At 69.4% G+C, this 19,733-nt stretch carries 17 protein-coding genes; 5 read left to right on the forward strand and 12 right to left on the reverse strand.

Annotated features, from left to right (window positions below; all coding sequences use genetic code 11):
- The first annotated feature begins 454 nt into the window (after nucleotides 1–454).
- Nucleotides 455–973: a hypothetical protein gene (locus ACFWI4_RS19375; RefSeq protein ID WP_387197544.1), complete on the forward strand. Its 519-nt coding sequence runs from the start codon at nucleotides 455–457 to the stop codon at nucleotides 971–973.
- Between the two features lie 169 nt (nucleotides 974–1,142).
- On the forward strand, nucleotides 1,143–1,766 hold the full coding sequence (locus tag ACFWI4_RS19380) for a class F sortase (RefSeq protein WP_387197547.1): 624 nt from the start codon (nucleotides 1,143–1,145) through the stop codon (nucleotides 1,764–1,766).
- Nucleotides 1,767–1,797: 31 nt separating this feature from the next.
- Here ACFWI4_RS19380 and ACFWI4_RS19385 read toward each other — a convergent pair whose 3' ends face one another.
- A complete protein-coding gene (locus tag ACFWI4_RS19385) occupies nucleotides 1,798–2,580 on the reverse strand; it encodes a sulfite exporter TauE/SafE family protein (RefSeq protein ID WP_385397064.1) in 783 nt (260 codons plus the stop codon).
- A gap of 203 nt (nucleotides 2,581–2,783) precedes the next feature.
- On the opposite strand from ACFWI4_RS19385, the gene nirB reads away from it, so the two are divergent.
- Nucleotides 2,784–5,390, forward strand: a complete 2,607-nt coding sequence (gene nirB / locus ACFWI4_RS19390; RefSeq protein WP_387197622.1) for a nitrite reductase large subunit NirB — start codon at nucleotides 2,784–2,786, stop codon at nucleotides 5,388–5,390.
- The gene (gene nirD / locus ACFWI4_RS19395; protein ID WP_387197550.1) at nucleotides 5,387–5,749 is read left to right on the forward strand and encodes a nitrite reductase small subunit NirD; all 363 of its coding nucleotides are present in this window, start codon (nucleotides 5,387–5,389) and stop codon (nucleotides 5,747–5,749) included. Before nirB ends, nirD begins: the two co-directional genes overlap by 4 nt.
- A gap of 66 nt (nucleotides 5,750–5,815) precedes the next feature.
- Here nirD and ACFWI4_RS19400 read toward each other — a convergent pair whose 3' ends face one another.
- The 3 genes from ACFWI4_RS19400 to ACFWI4_RS19410 form a co-directional block, all read right to left on the reverse strand.
- Nucleotides 5,816–6,745 (reverse strand): oxidoreductase, encoded by a 930-nt coding sequence (locus ACFWI4_RS19400; protein ID WP_387197554.1) that lies wholly within the window; start codon nucleotides 6,743–6,745, stop codon nucleotides 5,816–5,818.
- A 74-nt stretch (nucleotides 6,746–6,819) separates the two neighbouring features.
- Nucleotides 6,820–8,529 carry an LCP family protein gene (locus tag ACFWI4_RS19405; RefSeq protein ID WP_387197557.1) on the reverse strand — a complete coding sequence of 570 codons (1,710 nt, stop codon included), beginning with the start codon at nucleotides 8,527–8,529 and terminating at the stop codon, nucleotides 6,820–6,822.
- A 287-nt stretch (nucleotides 8,530–8,816) separates the two neighbouring features.
- Nucleotides 8,817–9,634 (reverse strand): IS5 family transposase gene (locus ACFWI4_RS19410; RefSeq protein WP_387197559.1). Its coding sequence is split into 2 segments (ribosomal slippage): nucleotides 8,817–9,286 and nucleotides 9,286–9,634, totalling 819 coding nucleotides; the frame shifts between segments, so codons are not numbered across the junction.
- Between the two features lie 1,076 nt (nucleotides 9,635–10,710).
- On the opposite strand from ACFWI4_RS19410, the gene ACFWI4_RS19415 reads away from it, so the two are divergent.
- Nucleotides 10,711–11,397 carry a hypothetical protein gene (locus ACFWI4_RS19415; RefSeq protein WP_387197562.1) on the forward strand — a complete coding sequence of 229 codons (687 nt, stop codon included), beginning with the start codon at nucleotides 10,711–10,713 and terminating at the stop codon, nucleotides 11,395–11,397.
- A gap of 229 nt (nucleotides 11,398–11,626) precedes the next feature.
- Here ACFWI4_RS19415 and ACFWI4_RS19420 read toward each other — a convergent pair whose 3' ends face one another.
- The 8 genes from ACFWI4_RS19420 to ACFWI4_RS19455 all read right to left on the reverse strand — a co-directional run bounded on the left by ACFWI4_RS19420 (nucleotide 11,627) and on the right by ACFWI4_RS19455 (nucleotide 19,728).
- Nucleotides 11,627–12,853 carry a tyrosine-type recombinase/integrase gene (locus ACFWI4_RS19420; protein WP_387197565.1) on the reverse strand — a complete coding sequence of 409 codons (1,227 nt, stop codon included), beginning with the start codon at nucleotides 12,851–12,853 and terminating at the stop codon, nucleotides 11,627–11,629.
- Between the two features lie 66 nt (nucleotides 12,854–12,919).
- Complete coding sequence (locus tag ACFWI4_RS19425; protein ID WP_355710693.1) at nucleotides 12,920–13,108, reverse strand: helix-turn-helix domain-containing protein; 189 nt, start codon at nucleotides 13,106–13,108, stop codon at nucleotides 12,920–12,922.
- 463 nt (nucleotides 13,109–13,571) lie between these two features.
- A complete protein-coding gene (locus ACFWI4_RS19430; RefSeq protein WP_387197624.1) occupies nucleotides 13,572–15,047 on the reverse strand; it encodes an ATP-binding protein in 1,476 nt (491 codons plus the stop codon).
- A 2-nt stretch (nucleotides 15,048–15,049) separates the two neighbouring features.
- Nucleotides 15,050–15,889, reverse strand: coding sequence for a bifunctional DNA primase/polymerase (locus tag ACFWI4_RS19435; RefSeq protein WP_387197569.1), 840 nt, complete (start codon nucleotides 15,887–15,889; stop codon nucleotides 15,050–15,052).
- Nucleotides 15,886–16,635: a DNA methylase gene (locus ACFWI4_RS19440; protein WP_387197572.1), complete on the reverse strand. Its 750-nt coding sequence runs from the start codon at nucleotides 16,633–16,635 to the stop codon at nucleotides 15,886–15,888. Before ACFWI4_RS19440 ends, ACFWI4_RS19435 begins: the two co-directional genes overlap by 4 nt.
- A gap of 89 nt (nucleotides 16,636–16,724) precedes the next feature.
- A complete protein-coding gene (locus ACFWI4_RS19445) occupies nucleotides 16,725–16,910 on the reverse strand; it encodes a hypothetical protein (protein WP_387197574.1) in 186 nt (61 codons plus the stop codon).
- A 19-nt stretch (nucleotides 16,911–16,929) separates the two neighbouring features.
- On the reverse strand, nucleotides 16,930–17,394 hold the full coding sequence (locus ACFWI4_RS19450; RefSeq protein ID WP_387197577.1) for a hypothetical protein: 465 nt from the start codon (nucleotides 17,392–17,394) through the stop codon (nucleotides 16,930–16,932).
- Between the two features lie 204 nt (nucleotides 17,395–17,598).
- Nucleotides 17,599–19,728 (reverse strand): ATP-binding protein, encoded by a 2,130-nt coding sequence (locus tag ACFWI4_RS19455; protein WP_387197580.1) that lies wholly within the window; start codon nucleotides 19,726–19,728, stop codon nucleotides 17,599–17,601.
- Between the last annotated feature and the right edge of the window lie 5 nt (nucleotides 19,729–19,733).

The raw sequence follows: 19,733 nt of genomic DNA on the forward strand, positions 1-19,733 counted from the left end.
TTGTCCGGGGGGGGGGGGGGGGGGGGGGGGGGGGTCCGGGGGGGCGCCCCGGGGGGGGCGGCGCCGCGGGGGGGGGGGGGGGCGGGCGCCGTCCGGCCCCCCCCCCCACGGCTCGCCATGAGCATGTCCACGCCCGGCGGGCCCTAGTCCTCCCGCGCCGACGGGGCGCGCGTTTCCGGCCGCCCCGCGGGCCCGGGTCACCCGTTCACACCCGCGGCGCGGCCCCTTCGGCATCCCGTGTGCCGTACACCAGGTTCACACCGGTGACCTGCCGGAATGCCGGGGGCCGCGTCCCGGGCGGGGTCCGGCCTGACACCCGTTCATATCATTTCTGACGCTCCATCAGAGAGCGGCCACGGTCGTGTGCCGATTACCTCGGAAGGGCAGGGGCACGACCTACGCTGCGGCACTTGAGGGTGCCGCGGGCCGCGCCCCCCTCGGAGGAGCTGGCACGATGCGACGTACCGCCCGTCTCATGACCGGTACCGCGCTCGCCGTCGCCGTCGCGGGGCTCGCCGCCGCGCCCGTGTACGGCGGGGACACCGGGAGTCTGGAGGTGTTCCCCTCCAGCGTCGTCCCGGGCGCCGACGTCACCGTCAACACGGCCGCGTGCGGCTCGGACGGCACCGCGAGCGGGGACGCCGGAGCGGTGGGCGGCGGTTCGTTCACGCTCGCCGCCAGCGCGCACGAGCACGAGGCGATCGGCCAGTTCCAGGTGCCGCCGAGCGCGCAGCCGGGAACGTACGAGATCGTCGCGTCCTGCTCCCACGGCCGCCGTGTCACCGGCGACCTCCTGGTGACCCTCACCGCCGCGCGCGAGCAGGTCGAGCCGCGCGGGCACGTGGACACGGGTGTCGGCGGCGCGCTGGGCCCCGACCCCGTACAGACCGCGGCGGGCATGGCGGCGCTGGCCGTCGCCGCCGCGGGCGGTACCTGGCTCCTGCATCGCCGGGCGAGAGGCGACGGGATCTGACGGACAACCTCCGCTGTCCGTCCGCCGGTACCGCCGTCCCTCCCCCTCCGTGGCCCGACGCCCCTCGCGGCCCGGAGGGGGAAGGGACCGGCCCAGTCGGCACACCCCCGGCCGCGTCGCGGGCGCCGGCCGGGTCCGCTCCTGAAGGGAACCCCGTGAGGAGGCTCGCGTGCGCCGGGTCAGCAACGCCGTCATAACGTCGGTCACCGTCGTCGCCCTGTGTTCGGGTGCCTGGCTGCTGGGCAGCGGCTCCGCGGCGCACCCGCCGCCCCAGCCGTCGGCGGCGCAGGCGGCGGCCTCCGGGAAACCGGCGCGGTCCGCCGCCCCGTCGATGCCGCACTCCCCGCCGGACCGCATCCGCATCCCCGCGATCGGCGTGGACGCCCCCCTGATCGGCCTCGGCCTCACCCCGCAGGGCAGCCTGGACGTGCCGCCCGCGCAGAAGAAGAACCTGGCGGGCTGGTACGAGGCCGGGACCAGCCCCGGCGAGCGCGGGACGGCGATCGTGGCCGGGCACGTCGACAACGCGGAGGGCCCCGCCGTCTTCTACGACCTGGGCTCGCTCCGCAGGGGCAGCACCGTCGAGGTGGACCGGCTCGACGGCAGGACGGCCGTCTTCACCGTCGACGCGGTCGAGGTCTACGACTCCCGCTCCTTCCCCGACGCGAAGGTCTACGGGGCCGCGCGCCGGCCCGAGCTGCGGGTCATCACCTGCGGCGGCGGCTACTCGCGGACCACCGGCTACCAGGGGAACGTGGTCGTCTTCGCCCATCTCACCGGCAGCAGCCGGTAGTCCGGGCGGGCCGGGGACCTTCGCGCCGGAGTCAGGCCAGCCACTGCTGGTACGCCAGGTTGGCCACCAGCGCGAACACCACGGTCAGCAGCACCGCCCGGACGAACCCGCTGCCCTGCTTGAGCGCGGTCCGCGCCCCCACCATGCCGCCCGCCAGGTTGAAGACGGCCATCAGGGCGGCCAGTTCCCAGAACACCGTCCCCTTCCAGGCGAAGGTCGCGAGGGCGCCCGCGTTGGTGCAGCAGTTGACGATCTTGGCGGTGGCGGAGGCCGTGACCAGGTCGAGGTGGAGCAGGGCGGTGAGGGCGAGCACGAGGAAGGTGCCCGTGCCGGGGCCGATGAGCCCGTCGTAGAAGCCGATGCCGAGGCCCGCGAGCCCGATCGCGGCGAGGACGCGGCGCGCGCCGACCGGGGTGGCGGGTGGTGCCGTGCCGAACGCGGGCCGCAGGATCACGAAGGTGCCGACGGCGAGCAGGACGACCATGACGACCGGCTTGAGGACGTCGGTGCTCAGCCCGGCCGCCACGAACGCGCCCGCCGTGGAACCGGCGAGGGCCGCGAGCCCGATCCGTACGGCGAGCCGCACGTCCACGGGTGTCCTGCGCGCGTACGTCACCGCGGCGCCGGTGGTGCCGACGATCGCGACCGCCTTGTTCGTGCCGAGCGCGTACGTGGCGGCCGTGCCCGCGGGCAGCCCGAGCAGCATGGCGGGCAGCAGGAGCAGCCCTCCGCCGCCGACCACGGCGTCGATCCAGCCCGCCGCCAGGGCGGCGGCACAGAGCACGAGAAGCATGGTCAGCGATATGTCGGGCATGATCGCGACCCTATGGGACGGATCCGTGCACGCCGCACGGACCCCGTCGGGCCCGAGCGACTCCGGAGGTCCGCCGGGTCGCCCGGTACCCCTCACAGCACCGCGCCGGCGCCGCTGAGGGCAGCGTTCCTCCCGGGAAACAGGTGTGATGCCACCGGGTAACACCGGCACCGCACGGTGTGCTCATGACCTCGCAAACGCCTGTGACCGCCGCCCCGGGAGCCGCCCCCACGATCGTGCTCGTCGGCCACGGCATGGTCGGCCAGCGCTTCCTCGAAGCCCTGGCCGAACGCGGCCTGACCGCCTCGCACCGCGTGGTCGTGCTGTGCGAGGAGCCGCGCCCCGCGTACGACCGGGTCGCCCTCACCTCGTACTTCTCCGGCCGGACGCCCGACGACCTCTCCCTGACCGACATGGAGTTCATCCGCGAGCACGGCATCGAGCTGCACCTCGGCGACCCGGCGGTGACGATCGACCGCGCGGCGCGCGAGGTGACGGCCCGCTCCGGTCTCGTCGTCGGCTACGACACGCTCGTCCTGGCCACCGGCTCCTCCCCCTTCGTCCCGCCGGTCCCCGGCAGGGACGCCGAGGGCTGTTTCGTCTACCGCACGATCGAGGACCTGCTCGCCATCGAGGCGTACGCGCGGTCGCGGGCGACGACGGGAGCGGTCGTCGGGGGCGGTCTGCTGGGACTTGAGGCCGCGGGCGCGCTCAAGGGACTCGGACTCACCAGCCACATCGTGGAGTTCGCGCCCCGGCTGATGCCGGTGCAGGTCGACGAGGGCGGCGGGGCCGCGCTCCTGCGCACGATCGAGGACATGGGCCTGGCCGTCCACACAGGGGTCGGCACCCAGGAGATCCTGGTCGGCGACGACGGCGCGGTCACCGGGATGAAGCTCTCCGACGGCTCCGAACTCGCCGCCGATCTGGTGGTGTTCTCCGCCGGTGTCCGGCCGCGCGACCAACTGGCCAGGGACTGCGGCCTGACGGTCGGCGAGCGCGGCGGCATCGCCGTCGACGAGCAGTGCCGTACGGCCGGCGACCCCCGGGTGTTCGCGATCGGCGAGTGCGCGCTGGCGGCGGACGGCCGGGTGTACGGCCTGGTCGCGCCCGGCTACGAGCAGGCGGAGACGGCCGCGGCGACCATCGCCGAGGACGAGAGGGCGTTCACCGGCGCGGACCTGTCCACCAAGCTCAAGCTGCTCGGCGTCGACGTGGCCTCCTTCGGCGACGCGCACGGCACCACCGAGGACTGCCTGGACGTCGTCTACTCCGACTCCCGCGCGGGCCTGTACAAGAAGCTGGTCATCGGCCGGGACGGCACCCTGCTGGGCGGCATCCTGGTCGGCGACGCGGAGGCGTACGGCACGCTGCGGGCGTTCACCGGCTCGGTCCCGCCCGTGGCGCCCGAGTCCCTGGTCCTCCCGGCGGGCGCGGGCGCCCCGGTGCAGCTCGGCCCCTCCGCGCTGCCGGACGAGGCGGTGATCTGCTCCTGCCACAACGTCACCAAGGGCGCGATCCGTGGGGCGGTGACCGAGCACTCCTGCACGACCGTGCCCGAGGTCAAGAAGTGCACCAAGGCCGGTACGGGCTGCGGCAGTTGCATCAAGGTGCTCGGCCAGATCGTCACCGCCGAGCTGGAGGCGGGCGGGGTCGAGGTCGACAAGGGCCTGTGCGGCTGCTTCGGGCAGACCCGCGAGGAGCTGTACGAGATCGTCCTGGCGCTGAGGATCACCTCGTACCGCACCCTGCTCGACCGGTACGGCCGCGAGGACGCCCGGGGCGGTGACGGCTGCGAGGTCTGCAAGCCCGCCGTCGGCTCGGTCATCGCCTCGCTCGCCCCGACGATCGGCGCCGACGGCTACGTCCTGGACGGCGAACAGGCCGCGCTCCAGGACACCAACGACCACTTCCTCGCCAACCTCCAGAAGAACGGCTCGTACTCGATCGTGCCGCGCATCCCCGGCGGCGAGATCACTCCCGAGAAGCTCATCGTGATCGGCGAGGTGGCCCGGGACTTCGGGCTCTACACGAAGATCACCGGCGGTCAGCGGATCGACCTGTTCGGCGCCCGGGTGGAGCAGCTCCCGCTGATCTGGGCCCGGTTGGTGGACGCGGGCTTCGAGTCGGGGCACGCGTACGGGAAGTCGCTGCGGACGGTGAAGTCCTGTGTCGGGCAGACCTGGTGCCGGTACGGGGTGCAGGACTCGGTGCGGATGGCGATCGACCTGGAGCTGCGCTACCGGGGGCTGCGGTCCCCGCACAAGCTGAAGTCGGCGGTCTCGGGGTGCGCCCGCGAGTGCGCGGAGGCCCAGTCCAAGGACTTCGGCGTCATCGCCACCTCCAACGGCTGGAACCTTTACGTCGGCGGCAACGGCGGCGCGACCCCGCGGCACGCGGACCTGCTGGCCCAGGACCTCTCAGACGCCGAACTGGTGCGGCTCATCGACCGGTTCCTGATGTTCTACATCCGCACCGCGGACCGCCTGGAGCGCACCTCGACCTGGCTGGAGCGGATTCCCGGCGGTCTCGGCCACGTCCGCGAGGTGGTCGTGGACGACGCGCTCGGCATCTGCGGGGAGCTGGAGTCGCTGATGACCGCGCATGTCGCCAACTACCGGGACGAGTGGGCCGAGACCATCAACGACCCCGAGAAGCTGGGCCGGTTCGTGTCGTTCGTGAACGCCCCCGACACCCCGGACCCGGTCGTCGGCTTCGTCCCCGAGCGCGACCAGATCAAGCCCGACCTGCCCCTGCTGACCATCGGACACCGTCCCCTGCCCGCCCTGGAAGGAAGTGCCCCGCGATGACCCTGGCACCCGAGACGACCCGGACCACCACGGCCCTCACCGTCCAACTCCGCCTGGGGGACGACTGGTTCACGGTCTGCGCACTGTCCCTGCTGACCCCGGGCCGTGGCGTCGCCGCGCTCCTCCCCGACGGCCGCCAGGTCGCCCTGTTCACCGACCGCGCGGGACGGGCGTACGCGATCGACAACCGTGACCCGTTCAGCGGGGCGGCGGTGCTCTCCCGCGGCCTGACCGGGACTCACCGGGGCCGCCCCTTCGTCGCCTCGCCCCTGCTCAAGCAGCGCTTCGACCTGGAGTCCGGGCGGTGCCTCGACGACGAGGAGGTCAGGGTGGCGACGTACGAGGTGCGCGCCGCCTGATCCGGCCCGGGGTACGGACCGGCACCGGGCCCCGTCGGCCCCTGGGCCCCGCGCGGACGACGCCGGTCAGTCCTTGAGGCCCTCGTAGACGACGCCCGTCAGCCGCTCCGAGGCGGCCCAGAGCAGCCCGGACCGGGTGTCGTCACGGGTGCGGCCCGCCCGCCAGGACGTGGCGGGCGAGCCGCGCCACATCGCGAAGGACGGTCCGACGAAGGTGTCGGGCCGTACGCCGGGCGCGGTGGCCGCGTACAGCGTCGGCAGCGCCCCGGCCTCGGCGCTCTGCCCGAGGACGCGGTTGCCGATCTCCACCAGCCGCTCGGCGCCCTTGCGCCCCTCCATCCGGGGTCCGGCGGTCTGGAGGTTCGTGGAGGCGTACCCGGGGTGCGCCGCGGCGGCGACGACCTCGGACCCGGCCGCGGACAGCCGGCGCGCGAGCTCGTGCGTGAACAGGAGGTTCGCGGTCTTGGACCGGCCGTAGGCGACCCACTTGCGATAGGTCCCCTTCTCGCTGCCCAGGTCGTCGAGGTCGATGTCGGCGAGGGCGTGGAGCATGCTCGACACGGTGACGATCCGTGCGCCGGGGGTCGACGCGATCAGCGGGAACAGCAGTCCGGTGAGCGCGAAGTGCCCGAGGTGGTTCACCCCGAACTGCGTCTCGAACCCGTCCGCTGTCGTGCGGTACGGCAGCGCCATCACGCCCGCGTTGTTGACCAGCAGGTCGAGCCGGCCGTGGGAGAAGGAGTCCACGAACTCCCGTACGGAGGCCAGGTCGCCCAGGTCCAGCCGGGCGGACTCGACCTCCGCGCCCGGCACTTCGGCGGCGATCCGGTCGACGGCGTCGCCGCCGCGCTCCTCGCTGCGGCAGGCGAGCACCACCCGGGCCCCGCCCCGCGCCAGCTCCCGCGCGGTGACGAAACCCAGCCCGCTGTTGGCCCCGGTGACCACGGCCACCCGCCCCCGCTGCCCGGGTATGTCCTCGGCACTCCACCCACCCACGACCGCTCCTCCCACCGCATCACCGTCACCCCCACCCTACGGACACGGCTCCGCCTGGCACACGAGCCTCCGGATCAGCCGACGCACACGTTCTTGTCGGCGTGCGACTGCGGGACGCCGGCCGGGGGCTCGGCCCGGCTCGTGAGAGGCACTCCGGCGCCGTGGAAGTCGTGCCCGAGGGTGAGTGACATGTCGGTGCCCGGCCCCGAGGCGTCCTTCGCCGGGTGCAGCGCCGAGGCGGGCAGGCCCATCATCGCGGCGAGGGAGCGGGCCTGGTCGGCCTGGTCGGGGCCGTAGACCAGGGTCGTACGGTCCTGCTCCGCCCCGGGGGCGTTGCCGCCGTTGGCGGAGTGGGCCACGCCCTTGGTGTTCTGCAGCCACTGGAGGGTGGCCTGCGCGGCGCCCTCGGGGCCGCCGCCGTTGTAGACGGTGACCCGCACCCGCGACGGGTCCGCCCTGGAGCCTCGGAGCCTGGCGTCGGAGGCCTTGGGCTTCTTCTCGACCTCGGTCAGCGAGACGTCGTTCCTGATCGCCGCGAGGAGCGCGGGCGCCTTGGTCCTGTCGGCCACCACGGTCCTGTGGTGCTCCCCCTCGGCAGGATTGTCGACGACCGGGAACGTCGTGAACGTGATGTGCTCGGGATCGACCCGGTTGAGATCCTTGGCGAGGGCGGTGAGCTTGCCGACACCGCCGATCCCGGTGTCCACCGTGAGCGACTTGGTGGCCGCGTTCGCGAGTTCGAAGAGCTTCCCGGGATCGGTGAGGGTGTTGCCGGACTTCATCCGGCGGATCATCGAACCCAGGAACTGCTTCTGCAGGTCGATACGGTCGAGGTCGCTGCCGTTCTTCAGCGAGTGACGGGTCCTGACGAACTGCAGAGCCTGTTCGCCCTGGACCGTGTGCGGTCCTGCGGCCAGGTGCAGATGGGAGCCCTGGCCCAGGCGGTCCGTGTCGTCGATGGCGTGGCTGAGGCAGACGGGGACGCCTCCGACAGCCGTCGAGAGGGTCTTCACGGCCTCGAAGTTGACCAGGATGAAATGGTCGACCGGCAGGCCGGTGAGTTCGGTGACGGTCCGCATGGTGCAGCCCGGGTCGCGGCCCGCCTGGCCGAGGCTCTCGTTGAAGCGCGGGCCGAACGCCGCTCGGGGCGTCCCGTGGATCGTCCTGGTGGAGCCGTCCTTCTGCTTGGTGGGGCAGTCCGGGATGCCGGTGACCATGTCGCGCGGGATGCTCATCGCGGTCGCGTTCGACCGGTCCTTCGCCACGTGGAAGAGGATGGTGGTGTCGGCGTGGCCCAGGCTCCCGGCGTCTCCGTACTTCTCGCCCAGGCCTATGCGGCTGTCGGTGCCGATGACCAGGATGTTCACCGCGTCCTTGCTGGTCGCGTTCTTGCTGCCCGCCGAGCCGACGTCCACCGTGCTGATGTTGCCGTTGAAGTGCCGGTACAGCATGTAGGCCCCGGCACTGCCCGCCACCAGCACGAACCCCAGCGTCCCCGCGGTCCACATCAGCACCTTCCGCTTCGTGGACCGCTTGGCCTTCCGGGACCTCGCCACGCCGCGCCCGCGACCGCCCCGGCCCGGCTCCGCCGCGGCGCGCCGCTCCCCCTCACGGCGCGTGCGCGCCCGCCTCTGCCCGGGCACCCCGCCGGCCTGCGCCTCGGCGGCCGGCGTGCCAACGTCCGGCGCGTCTCCGCCCCCTGCCTGCAACCGGTAGTCGCCGGTCTCCGGATCGAGGACCCACTGGTCCGCGGGGTCGATGTTCCTGCCGCCTTGCGTGTCCACGGTCCTCCGTCTGTGCTGCGCCGCCACGGGGCCCTGCCACCCGGCCCACGCCGGATCCGCCCCGCCTCCGACTCCGGGATGCCCGTTCAGACATTCGAATACGGCGGATGGTTGCTCTCAGGCGACGCACAACAGACTCACTGGAAAAGGGACTTGCAACCCCGGAGGGTGCGGCACCAGCCCGAAAGGGCGACACCCCCGCACAGGGTGTACAGCTGGTTTCCTGAGCTGGGAAGCCATCCCTTCCCCCATGCTTGAGGGCACTCTCAGGGCACTTAGACCGTGTCCTATGTGGTGAGGCGGACGAGTCGCTTGTAGCAACAGATGGCTGCGGCGAGGCCGAGAAAGGCCAGGTAGTTGCGGGGGTGGCGTTCGTAACGGTGGTTGAGTCTGCGGTAACCGGTCAGCCAGGACATGGTCCGTTCGATGACCCACCTTCGGCGTCCCAGTCGTTCGCTGGACTCGGTGCCCTTGCGGGCGATACGAACGCCAATGCGTCTGCCGCGTAACCATTTTCGCAGGTGGGGGATGTCGTAGGCCTTGTCGGCGTGGAGACGTTGGGGCTTGAAGTACCGGCCTCGGTGGGGGTCGTGTCTCGTTTGGTGCCCGGTGATCATGGGCTTGAGCGCGAGGCTGTCGTGGGTGTTGGCGGCCGAGACGCCGACGAGGAGGGGCAGTCCGTTCGCGTCCGACAGGACGTGCATCTTGGAACCCGGCTTACCCCGGTCCACGGGACTCGGACCTGTGAGTTCGCCCCTTTTTTCGCCCTCACATGGGCGGAATCGAGGACAGCTCGGGAGAGGTCGAGCAGGCCGGCGTCGTCCAGGCGGTGCAGGATCTCCTCGTGCAGCCGACCCCATACTCCCGCCCGGGACCAGATCAAAAACCGGCGATGCGCGGTCGACTTCGATATCCCGAAGCACGGTGGCAAAGCCCGCCAGGCGCACCCGCTGACCAGCACGTAGATGATGGCTGCGAACAGCGTCTCATCAGGCGTGTCCTGTGTTCCGCCACCCTGCGGCCGCACCTTCGACGGCGGGATCAGCGGCTCCGCGATCTCCCACAACCCGTCCGGAACAATCCAACTCCACGTACCCCGCCCCATAACCAAGTCCAACGACCCAGCCCCACATAGGACACGGTCTTAGAGATGTCCTACGAAGCGCGGATAAACCTTTGTCTTGGTCTTTGCGATCTCGCCGAGGGATGACGACATCGTTGAACTGCCCCGCAGTTGGCATCCGGTTGCGATTGAAGGAGACCGCTACAAACAGCACTACAACCGGCAACAAGGGGCAGAGGGCAGTCTCGGGTAACCCGAGGTCACCCGCCTCGCCCTGGCCCAACTACCCAAGAAGTACCAACGCGGGCGGCAGACCCTCATCCGCTGCGACTCCGCAGGCGGCACCCACGAGTTCGCGGCCTGGCTCGCCCGGCGCGGATGCTGACCGCCCTACCGAGACGACACTCGGGCCCTCTGTCTACCCACCATCAGCCACGGAAAGTGAAACGGTCCACCGACTACATCGACGGACCGTCGCGAAAGATCGAGGTTAATGGGGTGATTCCTGGACGCGGCGTTTACGCAGGAGCCGCAAGGGAAGGACGCGGGGGTACCAGGATCGCGCCACGCGGGGGGCTACGGGTGAGTACAGAGATCGATCGAGTCCTGGGGAACTCGCATCGGACAACTTCAGTCAGAGAATCCAGACCAGTGATACTCAAGGGCAGGGCGGCTAATCTTTTTGTCAACTTCCGTGAGCGGAGCAAGAAGCGTTCGCTAGAATCTCACACGGAGGGGATTCTCCGGTGAACCCTGTTTCCGATTTGACGGTCATCGAGTTCTTGCAGTGGATCACTCAAAACCGCCCTAGAGTTGGCGAAATTAGGAACCTTTCACTCCGTGAATTTTTGGATCTAGTAGAGGAGTTTGAATCGGAAACCAATCCTCCTCGATGCGACTGGAGGTTCGCGTATTCCGTTATTTGTAATTCTAATTTGGACTGGTCAGGATACGCTGAGGGGCGAAAGTCGCTCAGGCGAATTCGCCAGTACATAATCGCGCTCAGAAGGCCGATGAGGCCGTACCGTAAAGCCGATCACCTATTGGATGCCCTAACACGGTACCGGCAGACCCCTCTACATGCGGCACTTCTCTATTCGGGTCAAGACGTCGAGATAGTGAAATATGTCCGCCGGAATTGGCGCAACATCGACCGGATGTCGGGCGCATCGTGCGATATTCACCCGACCCTAGATCAGCTCTGGGGGTCGGCGGATTCCTACGCAATTTTGGAAATTGAAGGAGGTATCCTCTCGCGTGTTCCGCTCAACGGGCTCCCCGGCATGATCTTCTGGAAGGATTCATCGAGCAAGTTCATCTCGTTTCGCAATTGGGGACGCGACGAGATCACCCACAACCTTCGCATTATATTCCATCACATACACGAAAACCCGTCGATCAGGTCAGTGGAAGCTGCCGCACGCCACCTGGAGAGAGCTATGGAAGAGCGTAACCCGCCGGAACCCAGGCCGGAACCCAGGCGGGAAGTTCATATGGTGTTCCACGGCCCCGTAACGGGTGTGCAGCAAGGAGATCATACGACGCAGAATATAGGAATCCAGCCCGAACAGATTCCAGGCATGTTCCAGCAGTTGCGGAGCATTGTAGGTCAACTGCCTGATGACAGGCGCACTGATGCCCTTATTGATGTCGAGGTTGTTGAGGATGAGACTCAACCCATCGAAGAACGTCAGGGGGCGATGCGGCGGATCATGGCAGCTGTCCAGGACGGCATGCCTCCGATGGTTGGCGCGGCGGTTCTTTCTGGGCTAGCGCAGTTGCTCGGCATGCTGCCTGGTACTTAAACATCGACCAATCGGCGACCTGGCCTTGGAAAGACGAACTCACGTCCGCATTCCACCGCCTGGCCGTTCTACCTCGCCCCGCCGACTGAACGACCGCCCTCTGACCACCACGACCCGGAAGGTCTTGGAGAACCCGACCACCGCGTCGGGCTCTCACCATTCCCACCGACCGGCACCCTTCCAAATAACCCCGTGCAGCCACCCAGCAGCCTCAACTGAAACAGCAAGGCTAGCTAAGAGCTGCCTCCATCATGTCCGCTGTTCGATCGTCCTCCGCTTCCCACAAGTGGGTGTAGACGTTCAGCGTGATCGACGGCTTGGCATGGCCAAGCCTCATCTGCACCTGTTTGGGCGTCGCCCCGTTCTTGATCAGTACTGAGGCATAAAAGTGCCGCAGGTCGTGAAGGGTCGTGTCCTCAGGGACACGGACCTTGCTGCCTGCCTTCTTCAGGTGGGTGTTCGCCCGCTGGACGTTCCGGGCCCACACTTTCCCCCAACTCCCCCGCCGGATCGCTCCGCCGGTCGCGCTGGTGTACAGCAGGCGGGCATGTCGCCATACGGGCTTCCGTGGGTTCGTCCGATCCTCGATGTGCACGACCCGGGGCGGGAACATCTCGCGGTGCCGTGCGATCTCAGCTACGACTGATCGGCCCTGCGGAACAGACCGATAGCTCTGTCGGGTCTTCGGCTCCCCGATGTAGGGCACCCCCTTGTCGGGCCCGACCATCTGTTGTTTGACCACCACCGTCTCGCCGGGGTCGTCGTCCTCCAGCCCAAACAGCTCACCTTGCCGGAGGCCCGTCGATGCGGCCTGCCTCACGAGGGCGCGGTAGCGGGGCGACGCGGTCAGGATGAGCGCTCGCACAGCCTCGGGATGCAGCGGGTGAATCTCCGGATAGAAGACCTCCGGCGGTTTCAGCCCCTCCCACGGGTACTTCGGAATGATCCCCTCTTGGTGAGCCATCTTCAGGATGCTGGTGCAGACGTTCCAGGGCGTGGCGAAGGTCGACGGAGCAACGGTGGCAGACCGCTCTTTGATCCACTTCAGTCCGTCTACCCGCTGAATGCGGCCGATCTCCCGGTTGCCGAACGTCGGGTAGACGTGCAGCCGTAGGGCTCGCTCAACGTTCGTCTCGGTCCGCTCGCGGTGTACGGCTGTCTCCCGCCAGCGCTCAGCGATGTCCTTGAACTTCTGCTTGCCTAACTCCCGGTTCACGAAAGTGCCCTCGCCGAGTTCGGTCGTCACCTTGGCAGCACGGGAGTCCGCAGCAGACTTCTTCTCGAAGTTCTCCTTGCACTGCTTGCCGGACAAGTCCCGGTAGCGGACCTGCCAGCGTTTCCCCGTGCCGTGCTCACCGCTGGGATAGACCTTCTGAGTCTTGCTGCCGTGTACCGTGCACGGCTCGGCATCAGCCGGCGGGCGTGAAAGGTGCCAGCGGTCGTACACGTCAGCCATCAGTTCCCCTGCCCTTCAGCGCCAAGTCAGCTATGAGGTGCGGTTCGTCGTAGTTGCGGTTTCGGGTCATGCGGCGCGTCGGCCTCCGATCTCCTCGGCGTCGTACTTGTCGAGCGCTTCGGCGTCGTACAGGACATGTCGACCGCGTCTGATGAAGCACTGCGGGCCGGTTTCGGCGTAGCGCCAATAGCGGACAGTCGAGGGCGACGTGCGGTAGCGCTCGGCGACTTCAGCAGTCGTCAGGTACTTCTTCATGCCGTCCTTACTGCGGGGAGGGGGATACGAGAGGGCGAGCCCCCGGACCTCGGGACTGTGTCCGAAGCTGGGATTTCTGCGTCATCGCGTCACGTGCGTCAATCAGGCGTCTGACCTGCGGGTTCCGGTGACGCAGCGGGACGGGCCCTGCGTCACTGATGACACGGGCCCTCGTCACGGGGTGACGCTGATGACGCGGAATGACGCAGGATTCGCCGCCTGCGTCACCGCTGTTGTCGCAGGTCAGCGGCTGTCTGTGGGGCCCGGGGTGACGCAGTGACGCAGGTCTTCCCTACTTAGGAAAAAGAAGGGGTGGTGTCTGTAGGTCTTACGTCCCGCTCAGGGCTTGAAGAACGGGCCGCTTCGCGGCGCGACCCGTGCAGGGCGGCTGCCGCCGCCGAACGGCAAGAGGAGCACCCCCGTCGCCGGCGTGCTCCTCTTGCTTATCCACCTGTCCGGGCGGTCAGAACGCGGTCTGCTGCTCGGGCGGCGGGGGCGGGGCCTGGCGGCTGAGTTCGATGTAGCGGGCGGCGCTGGTGCGCCCCCAGTCGACCAGGACGCCCCGCGCGGCCAGGGTGGGCTGGATACGCCGCAGCCGGTCGGACAGCACCTTGCCGGTGGTGGGCCAGCCCTTGGGCAGGGGGCGGCATTCCTCGCCGCTGTAGAGGGCGGTGAGGGCATGCAGCCACTCAGCCGACGTCATCCGCTCCTCCGCGCCCGGGGTGAGTTCGGCGGCGTACTTGAGGACCGTCTGCGCCAAGAGGTCACCCTCGATCACGTCGTCGTTGAGGTCGTCGAGGCTGGCCCGGTATGCCTCCAGGGTCCCAAAGCCGGTGGCAGTGTCGAGCTGGGCGCACAGGTGGGCAAAGTCGGCCATGCGCAGATCGGTTGGGGTTTCGGCCTGTACTGCGCGCACCTTGACGGTCAGGTCGAGCAGGGAGCCGAGAACGATGGGCAGAATCTCGGCGTACTCCGCCCACAGCTCCGCTTCGGTGCGCCGTACCCGCGGGCGTTCCAGTCGCAGGGTGAGGAGTCGTTCGGCGAGGTCGGGGCGGATGACGCCGACGTCGATGCCGGTCAGCAGCATGGGCCGGCGGTAGCGGGAGCGGACGACGTCGCCGTCGGTGAAGAGCGCGCGCTTGATGCTCTCGGCTCCGGTGATGATGCAGCACATGAGGTCGGACAGGTCCGGGGGCAGGTGGGAGAGGTTGTCCAGGGCGGTGATCCATCCGGCCGCGACCGCCGTGATCATGTTCTCTTCGTCCTTGGGTGCCCTGCGCAGGTCACCGGTCATGCCCTCGATGATCCGCACGAGCATCCGCCCGCCGGTCGACTTGCCGGCGCCCTGCGGGCCTGTGAGGAAGGGAGCGGGGACGGGTACGGACGGCTCCAGGCAGCCGATGAGCCACGCGATGGCAAGGGCCTCGGTCTTGGCATCGGCGAAGTTGCACAGCCGCATCAGCAGGTCGATGCCCTTGCCGTCGGTGTCCTTGGCGGGCAGGGGCAGTTCCCCGGTGAGCTGGGTGCGCCGCCAGCACACCTCTTCGGGGTCGGGGACGCGGATGTCCCATCCGGTGGGGTGGATGCGGACGGACCGGCCGTCGTCGCGGCCGAGGTCGAGCCAGGTGGCCCCGTCGAATCCGGGGGCCACGCGGATATGGGTGGGCTGTACCCGCTCGGTGAGCGCGAGTGCCTCGATCAAGTCCAACGCCTCCTTGAGGGCGGTTCCGTTGAAGACGCCGACCCCGTCACGGAAGAGGCCGACCATGAGTTCCTGGCGGTGGCTCCCGGTCGTGCCCTGGGAGCGGATCGGGCGGGCCACCGGGTGGCCGGTGCGCTGCGCGTACACGGTCCCGTCCACGGTGCGGAAGTACCGGAAGTGGGACTGCGCGTAGTCGGTGATGACCTTGCGGGCGGGGTCCTTCTCGTCGTCGGACACGGTCACAGTCCCAACGTGGTCAGGGCGTTGGTCCACGCGTCCGTGCAGTGCCGGGCCGATTCGCCCTTGGCCTGGGCTGCGGTGAACAGCCGCGCCGTGTGCGTCTCGGTGAGGCAGCCGCACCGCCCGTGCGTGGACAGCACCGCGAGGAACGTCCGGTAGACGGTGGCGTGCACCGCCTCCCGGGCCCCGGTGATGCGCTGCTCCGCCATGGCGATCCCACGGTCCAGATAGGTGGGCGTGCGGTGCGGGCATTCGCCCCGATGGCCTCCACGGGGCACTGAGAGGGCCTGTGGCGCCCTCTGAGCCGTGGGCGGCTCCTTTACTGCCAGGGCGCGCACAGCGCCGGGGAGAGCGACCGTGGCGCCCGTGCCGGATCCGAGCCAACGGGCGTACGCCATAAGGGACTTGATGTCGATGCCGGGCCGGACCGCGTTGGCGGACGGCATGGTGCCTCGGTAGATCCAGTGCTCGCCCCGGGTCGTCGGCACGGTCCGGGTGGCTGGCAGGGTCTCGCGGGCCCACTGGATGGCGGAACGGTCGTCCAGGTCCAGCACGGTCGCCCCAGCGCCGCCGGGGTGATAGGCGAGCGTCGCAGCGCTCCGCCACGCCGACGCCCACGCCGGGGAGCCGATGACGCCGGGGTCGGTGGTACCAGCGGCCCAGCCATGGCACGGGTACGGGCAGAGGCACGGCCCGGGGATCCTCATGTTCGGCCGGCCGCCGCAGACGTTCTTGGCGCAGGCCGGGCAGTTCCCGAACGGCACCTTCCCCGCCCGCAACGGGAGCACGGGGATGCCCTGAGTCGCGAGGCGGAGCGCGGTGTTCAGGTGCTTGCTCATGCCGCCACCTCCAGCCGGGGGGCGAGGGTGGCGAGGTAGGCGGCCCCGATCCACTCCGTGTACGCGGGCGGGAGCGCTTCCCGCAGGCGGAGGTGGTGGGTTGACCAGTCGATGCCCTTAGCCGTGCGGATCTCGTCCACGGTGGCCTTGCCTCCGCCCTTGCCGTAGGCGGCGACGTACGGGCCGTCGCGCCAGATGCCGTGGCGGTAGCCCCGGACGTAGCCGCGATGGAGCGGGTGTACGGGCTGCGGGAAGGTCCAGCAGCCGAGTTCGAAGTAGCGGTGCATGAGCACCGCGAGGCCGAACTGTTCGCCGCACAGGCGGATGTCCTTGCGGACGTCGGAACCGGCCACGTTCTCCATCACGTACGGCCGGCCCGTCGCCTCCAAGGCGGCCCGGGTCGGGTCGATGAGCCGGGGGTACGTCCGGCCGATCGCCGCGTTGCGCGCCGCGTTCGTGCCCTTGGTCGGGGCGCCCTCGCCCTGGCAGGGGGCTGAGGCGTGGATGAGGTCGAATTCGTGGCCGTGGGCGCGGATGTACTCGATGGCGTCGCCCTTGTGGAAGGCGTCACCGCAGTAGTCCGGCTGAGCCTGAATGTCGACGCCAGTGATGTGGCAGTCGGCGCCGAACGCGCGCCGGTAGCCCATCGTTGCTCCGCCGATGCACGAGTAGGCGTCCAGGACCCGGAACACGTCCCCGCGTCGCTCTAAGACGAGTGCTCGCCGGTTGTCGGTCAGTTGCGTCATGCTGGATGTCTCCAGTTCCTTGATGAGTTGCTGGACAGCAAGGGCGGCCCCGCGACTTTGGCGAGACGGAGGGGCCGCCCTTGGCGTAGCTAGGCGCCGGACGGGTCGTTGAGCAGCGCGGCCGGGTTGGGGTGGAACGCCTTGGTGTAGAGGCGGACGCGGTGCCCGTCGCGGGCGGGGCGCCGCTCGATGGGGTCGCACTCGAACGCGGCGGTCAGGGCGCGGGTGATCTCGGGTTCGTCGGCCGGGTCGCAGATGATGCGGATGTCGAACACGGTGGTCCCTTCCGGTTGGTCAGCCGTGGAAGTGGTTGCGCTTGATGACGGCTTTGCGGATGTTGACCGTGGTCCCCTGCTTGGGGCCGGATGCGGAGAAGATCTGTACGGCGATCCAGCCGCCAAAGATGACTGCGGCGAGGGTGATCAGTTGGGTGATGAGCGCGGTCAGTGCCGCGATGAACGTCGTCAGGACCAGCAGCCCGCCGCACACGGCGGCAAACCCGATCCCGCCGAGTGCGATGTTCACCGCCGTGCGGGACACGGCCGGCTTGGCCGCGAGCGGTTCGGGCTGGACCGGGTTGATCGCGTATCCGGTGACGACTCGCCCGTCGGGCAGAACGATGCTCGCCACCGCCGGAACGCTGCCCGGCTGCATGGCCACGAGCGGTGCCGGCGTCATGACGGTGGGAACGAGCGGAACGGGTTGGTGAACTTCCACGGCGCTCGCGGGGTGGCTCTCGGCGGGGTGTTCGGGGTACATGCGGAATCCCTTCCGGTGCGCGGTTGGGGAGGCTGGACCACCCCCTTGGGGGTGGGCTGTGGAGGGGGTTTTCGGGGGTTGACCTGGGGCGCCTCCCCGCCTCCCTGAAACGGTGTTTTCGCTGATCAACGCGGGGGAGGCGGCTCGGGGAGGGTGTTGGGGAGTTCTCCCCGCCTCCCCGAGCCGGGAGGGTTCGCCTCCCTGCTATCGGGAGACAGAAGCGGAACCATCCGTGTCGCGGTTGGCGAGGGCGCGCAGGACGTGATCGCGGTGGACGACCATGACCCCGTGCGACTTCTTCGGCTCCGCGCCGTGGCTCTCCAGCAGGGCCTTGAGGCGGTCGTTGGTCCACTGATCGCCGTAGGTGCCGGGCGCCAGGGCGTGCAGCCGCTTGAGGACTTCGTTGGTCCGAAGCCGCGGGGCGTCGCCGATCGCGGTGGCGACGTCGGCGAGCGCGTCCCGCTCCTCACTCCGATCGACGGCGCGCAGGGTGGTGACACCGTCGCGCAGGGCCTTGGCCCGGTCGGTGATGGCCTTGGCGTCGTCATCGCCGATGAAGTGCGTGCGCACGGTGATGGACGACTGCCCCTTGGGAATCTCGATGCCGTCGGAGGCGATGACCAGCGTTCCCTTGTCCAGACCCTGGCGCAGCAGGTGCGGCGCCGCGCCGCCGTTGACCGCCTTCTCGCCCAGCGCCATGACGGCTTGCGCCTCGGTGCCCAGCGCGAGGGATGCCCGGGTGTGGGCGCCCTCGCGGACCAGCTTGGGCAGGTTCTGGTCGGTCGGGTCCTGCGTGCCCTCGTACATGAGCACGTCGACCACGCGGCCCTGGTTGTGGACCTTGCGGACGCCCATGAAGTAGCGGGACGTGGCCTTGGAACCGCCGTAGGGGCGCTTCTGGTCGTCCACGGCCGGGCACATGAACGCCACCTGCGCTTCGTCCACGATGCCGATCAGCGGGTCGAACACCACGGTCGGGTCGGCCTGTCGCTCCGCGATGCGCCGGTTCATCTCATCGACCAGGCCCTCAACCATCTCGGTCGCCTCGATCACGTGCTCATCGGTCGGCCCCTGGATCAGCGTGGTGGCGAGCCCGTCGAACATGGACCAGTCGCCCGCGCCCTTGAGGTCGGCGATGCGGAACTCAACCCGTCGATCCAGCGACGCCCACAGCGCCAGCGACCGCAGCGCGGCCGTCTTGCCCTGGTTCGACAACCCCGTGATCAGCAAGTGCCGCTGATACAGCGACAGAGCCGCCGCGTCGCCGCGCAGGTCCTGACCCCAGGGAGCGCGGCCCTTGGCGTAGTCGGCGGTCATCGTCTCGTCGGTGACCAGCGGCGACGGGCCGATCGGCTCGTCCAGGGCTCCCGAGTCGGCGATCCACAGACGGACCGTGCGGGCGGCCTGCGGGATGACGATGAACACCTCGTGCTCATGCCGGCTCAGGTTCTCGGCGAGCTTGCGCCGCTTGCCCTGGACCTCGTTGGTCGCCACCCCGGACGGGAGGGTGACGTCGACCTCGACACCGCATCCGGCGATCCGGATCGGACCGAGCATCGACGCGCCGGCATCCCCCATCTCCTTGATCGCGTTGCGCAGGGCGGGGATGCCGAGGTCGCGCAGGGCCTTGACCACGATGGACGGGGTGATCGGTTCGCCCTCGCTGTTGCGGACGTTCGCGGGGAGGGCCCATGCGGGTGCGGCGTGCTGCTTGCTGCCCACTGCCCATAAGGCGAGCAGGGCCAGGAACGGGCCGATCGAGAGGGCCGGGCCCCAGACCACCTTGACGATGGTGATGATCAGGTTGATGAACTCGATCGTGGCCATCAACGGCGTGACGACCTGCGTGACGTCCTTCGTCGCGATCGCCATCACGACACCGAGCGCGACCAGCGAACCGACCCCCATACCGACCGTGATGCCGACGCCCTTGGCCGCGTCGAGCGGGGAGTGCAGCAGGTCCATCCGGCGACGGTGGCGGGCCTCGCGGAAGTGCTGCCCCCGCTCCTCCCACTCCGCCGCAACCTCGTGATTCCCGGCGGCCTCAGCCGCGCGGAACATCCGCTCGTAGCGGGACGCGGTCCGCCCGTCCCACGTCCGCTTCGCCGCAATGCGGGCCCCGCCGGCGACGTAGAGGGTGTGGCGGACGATGGCGCGGGCGGTCGTCTTGGTGGTCTCGTGCGTGACCGCCGTGCGGATGGCGCGTCCCGAGCGGACCCACAGCGGCACGGGCGACGCGGGCGCGGGCTCGGGGACCACGGTCAACGTGGTCACGTTGTCCGACTCGGGAGCCGAGTCGGTGTTCTTGCGCAGGTGAACGACGTTGTCACTCATGGTTG

Origin of the sequence: Streptomyces sp. NPDC127038 (assembly GCF_042725875.1) — a bacterium.
GTDB lineage: Bacteria > Actinomycetota > Actinomycetes > Streptomycetales > Streptomycetaceae > Streptomyces.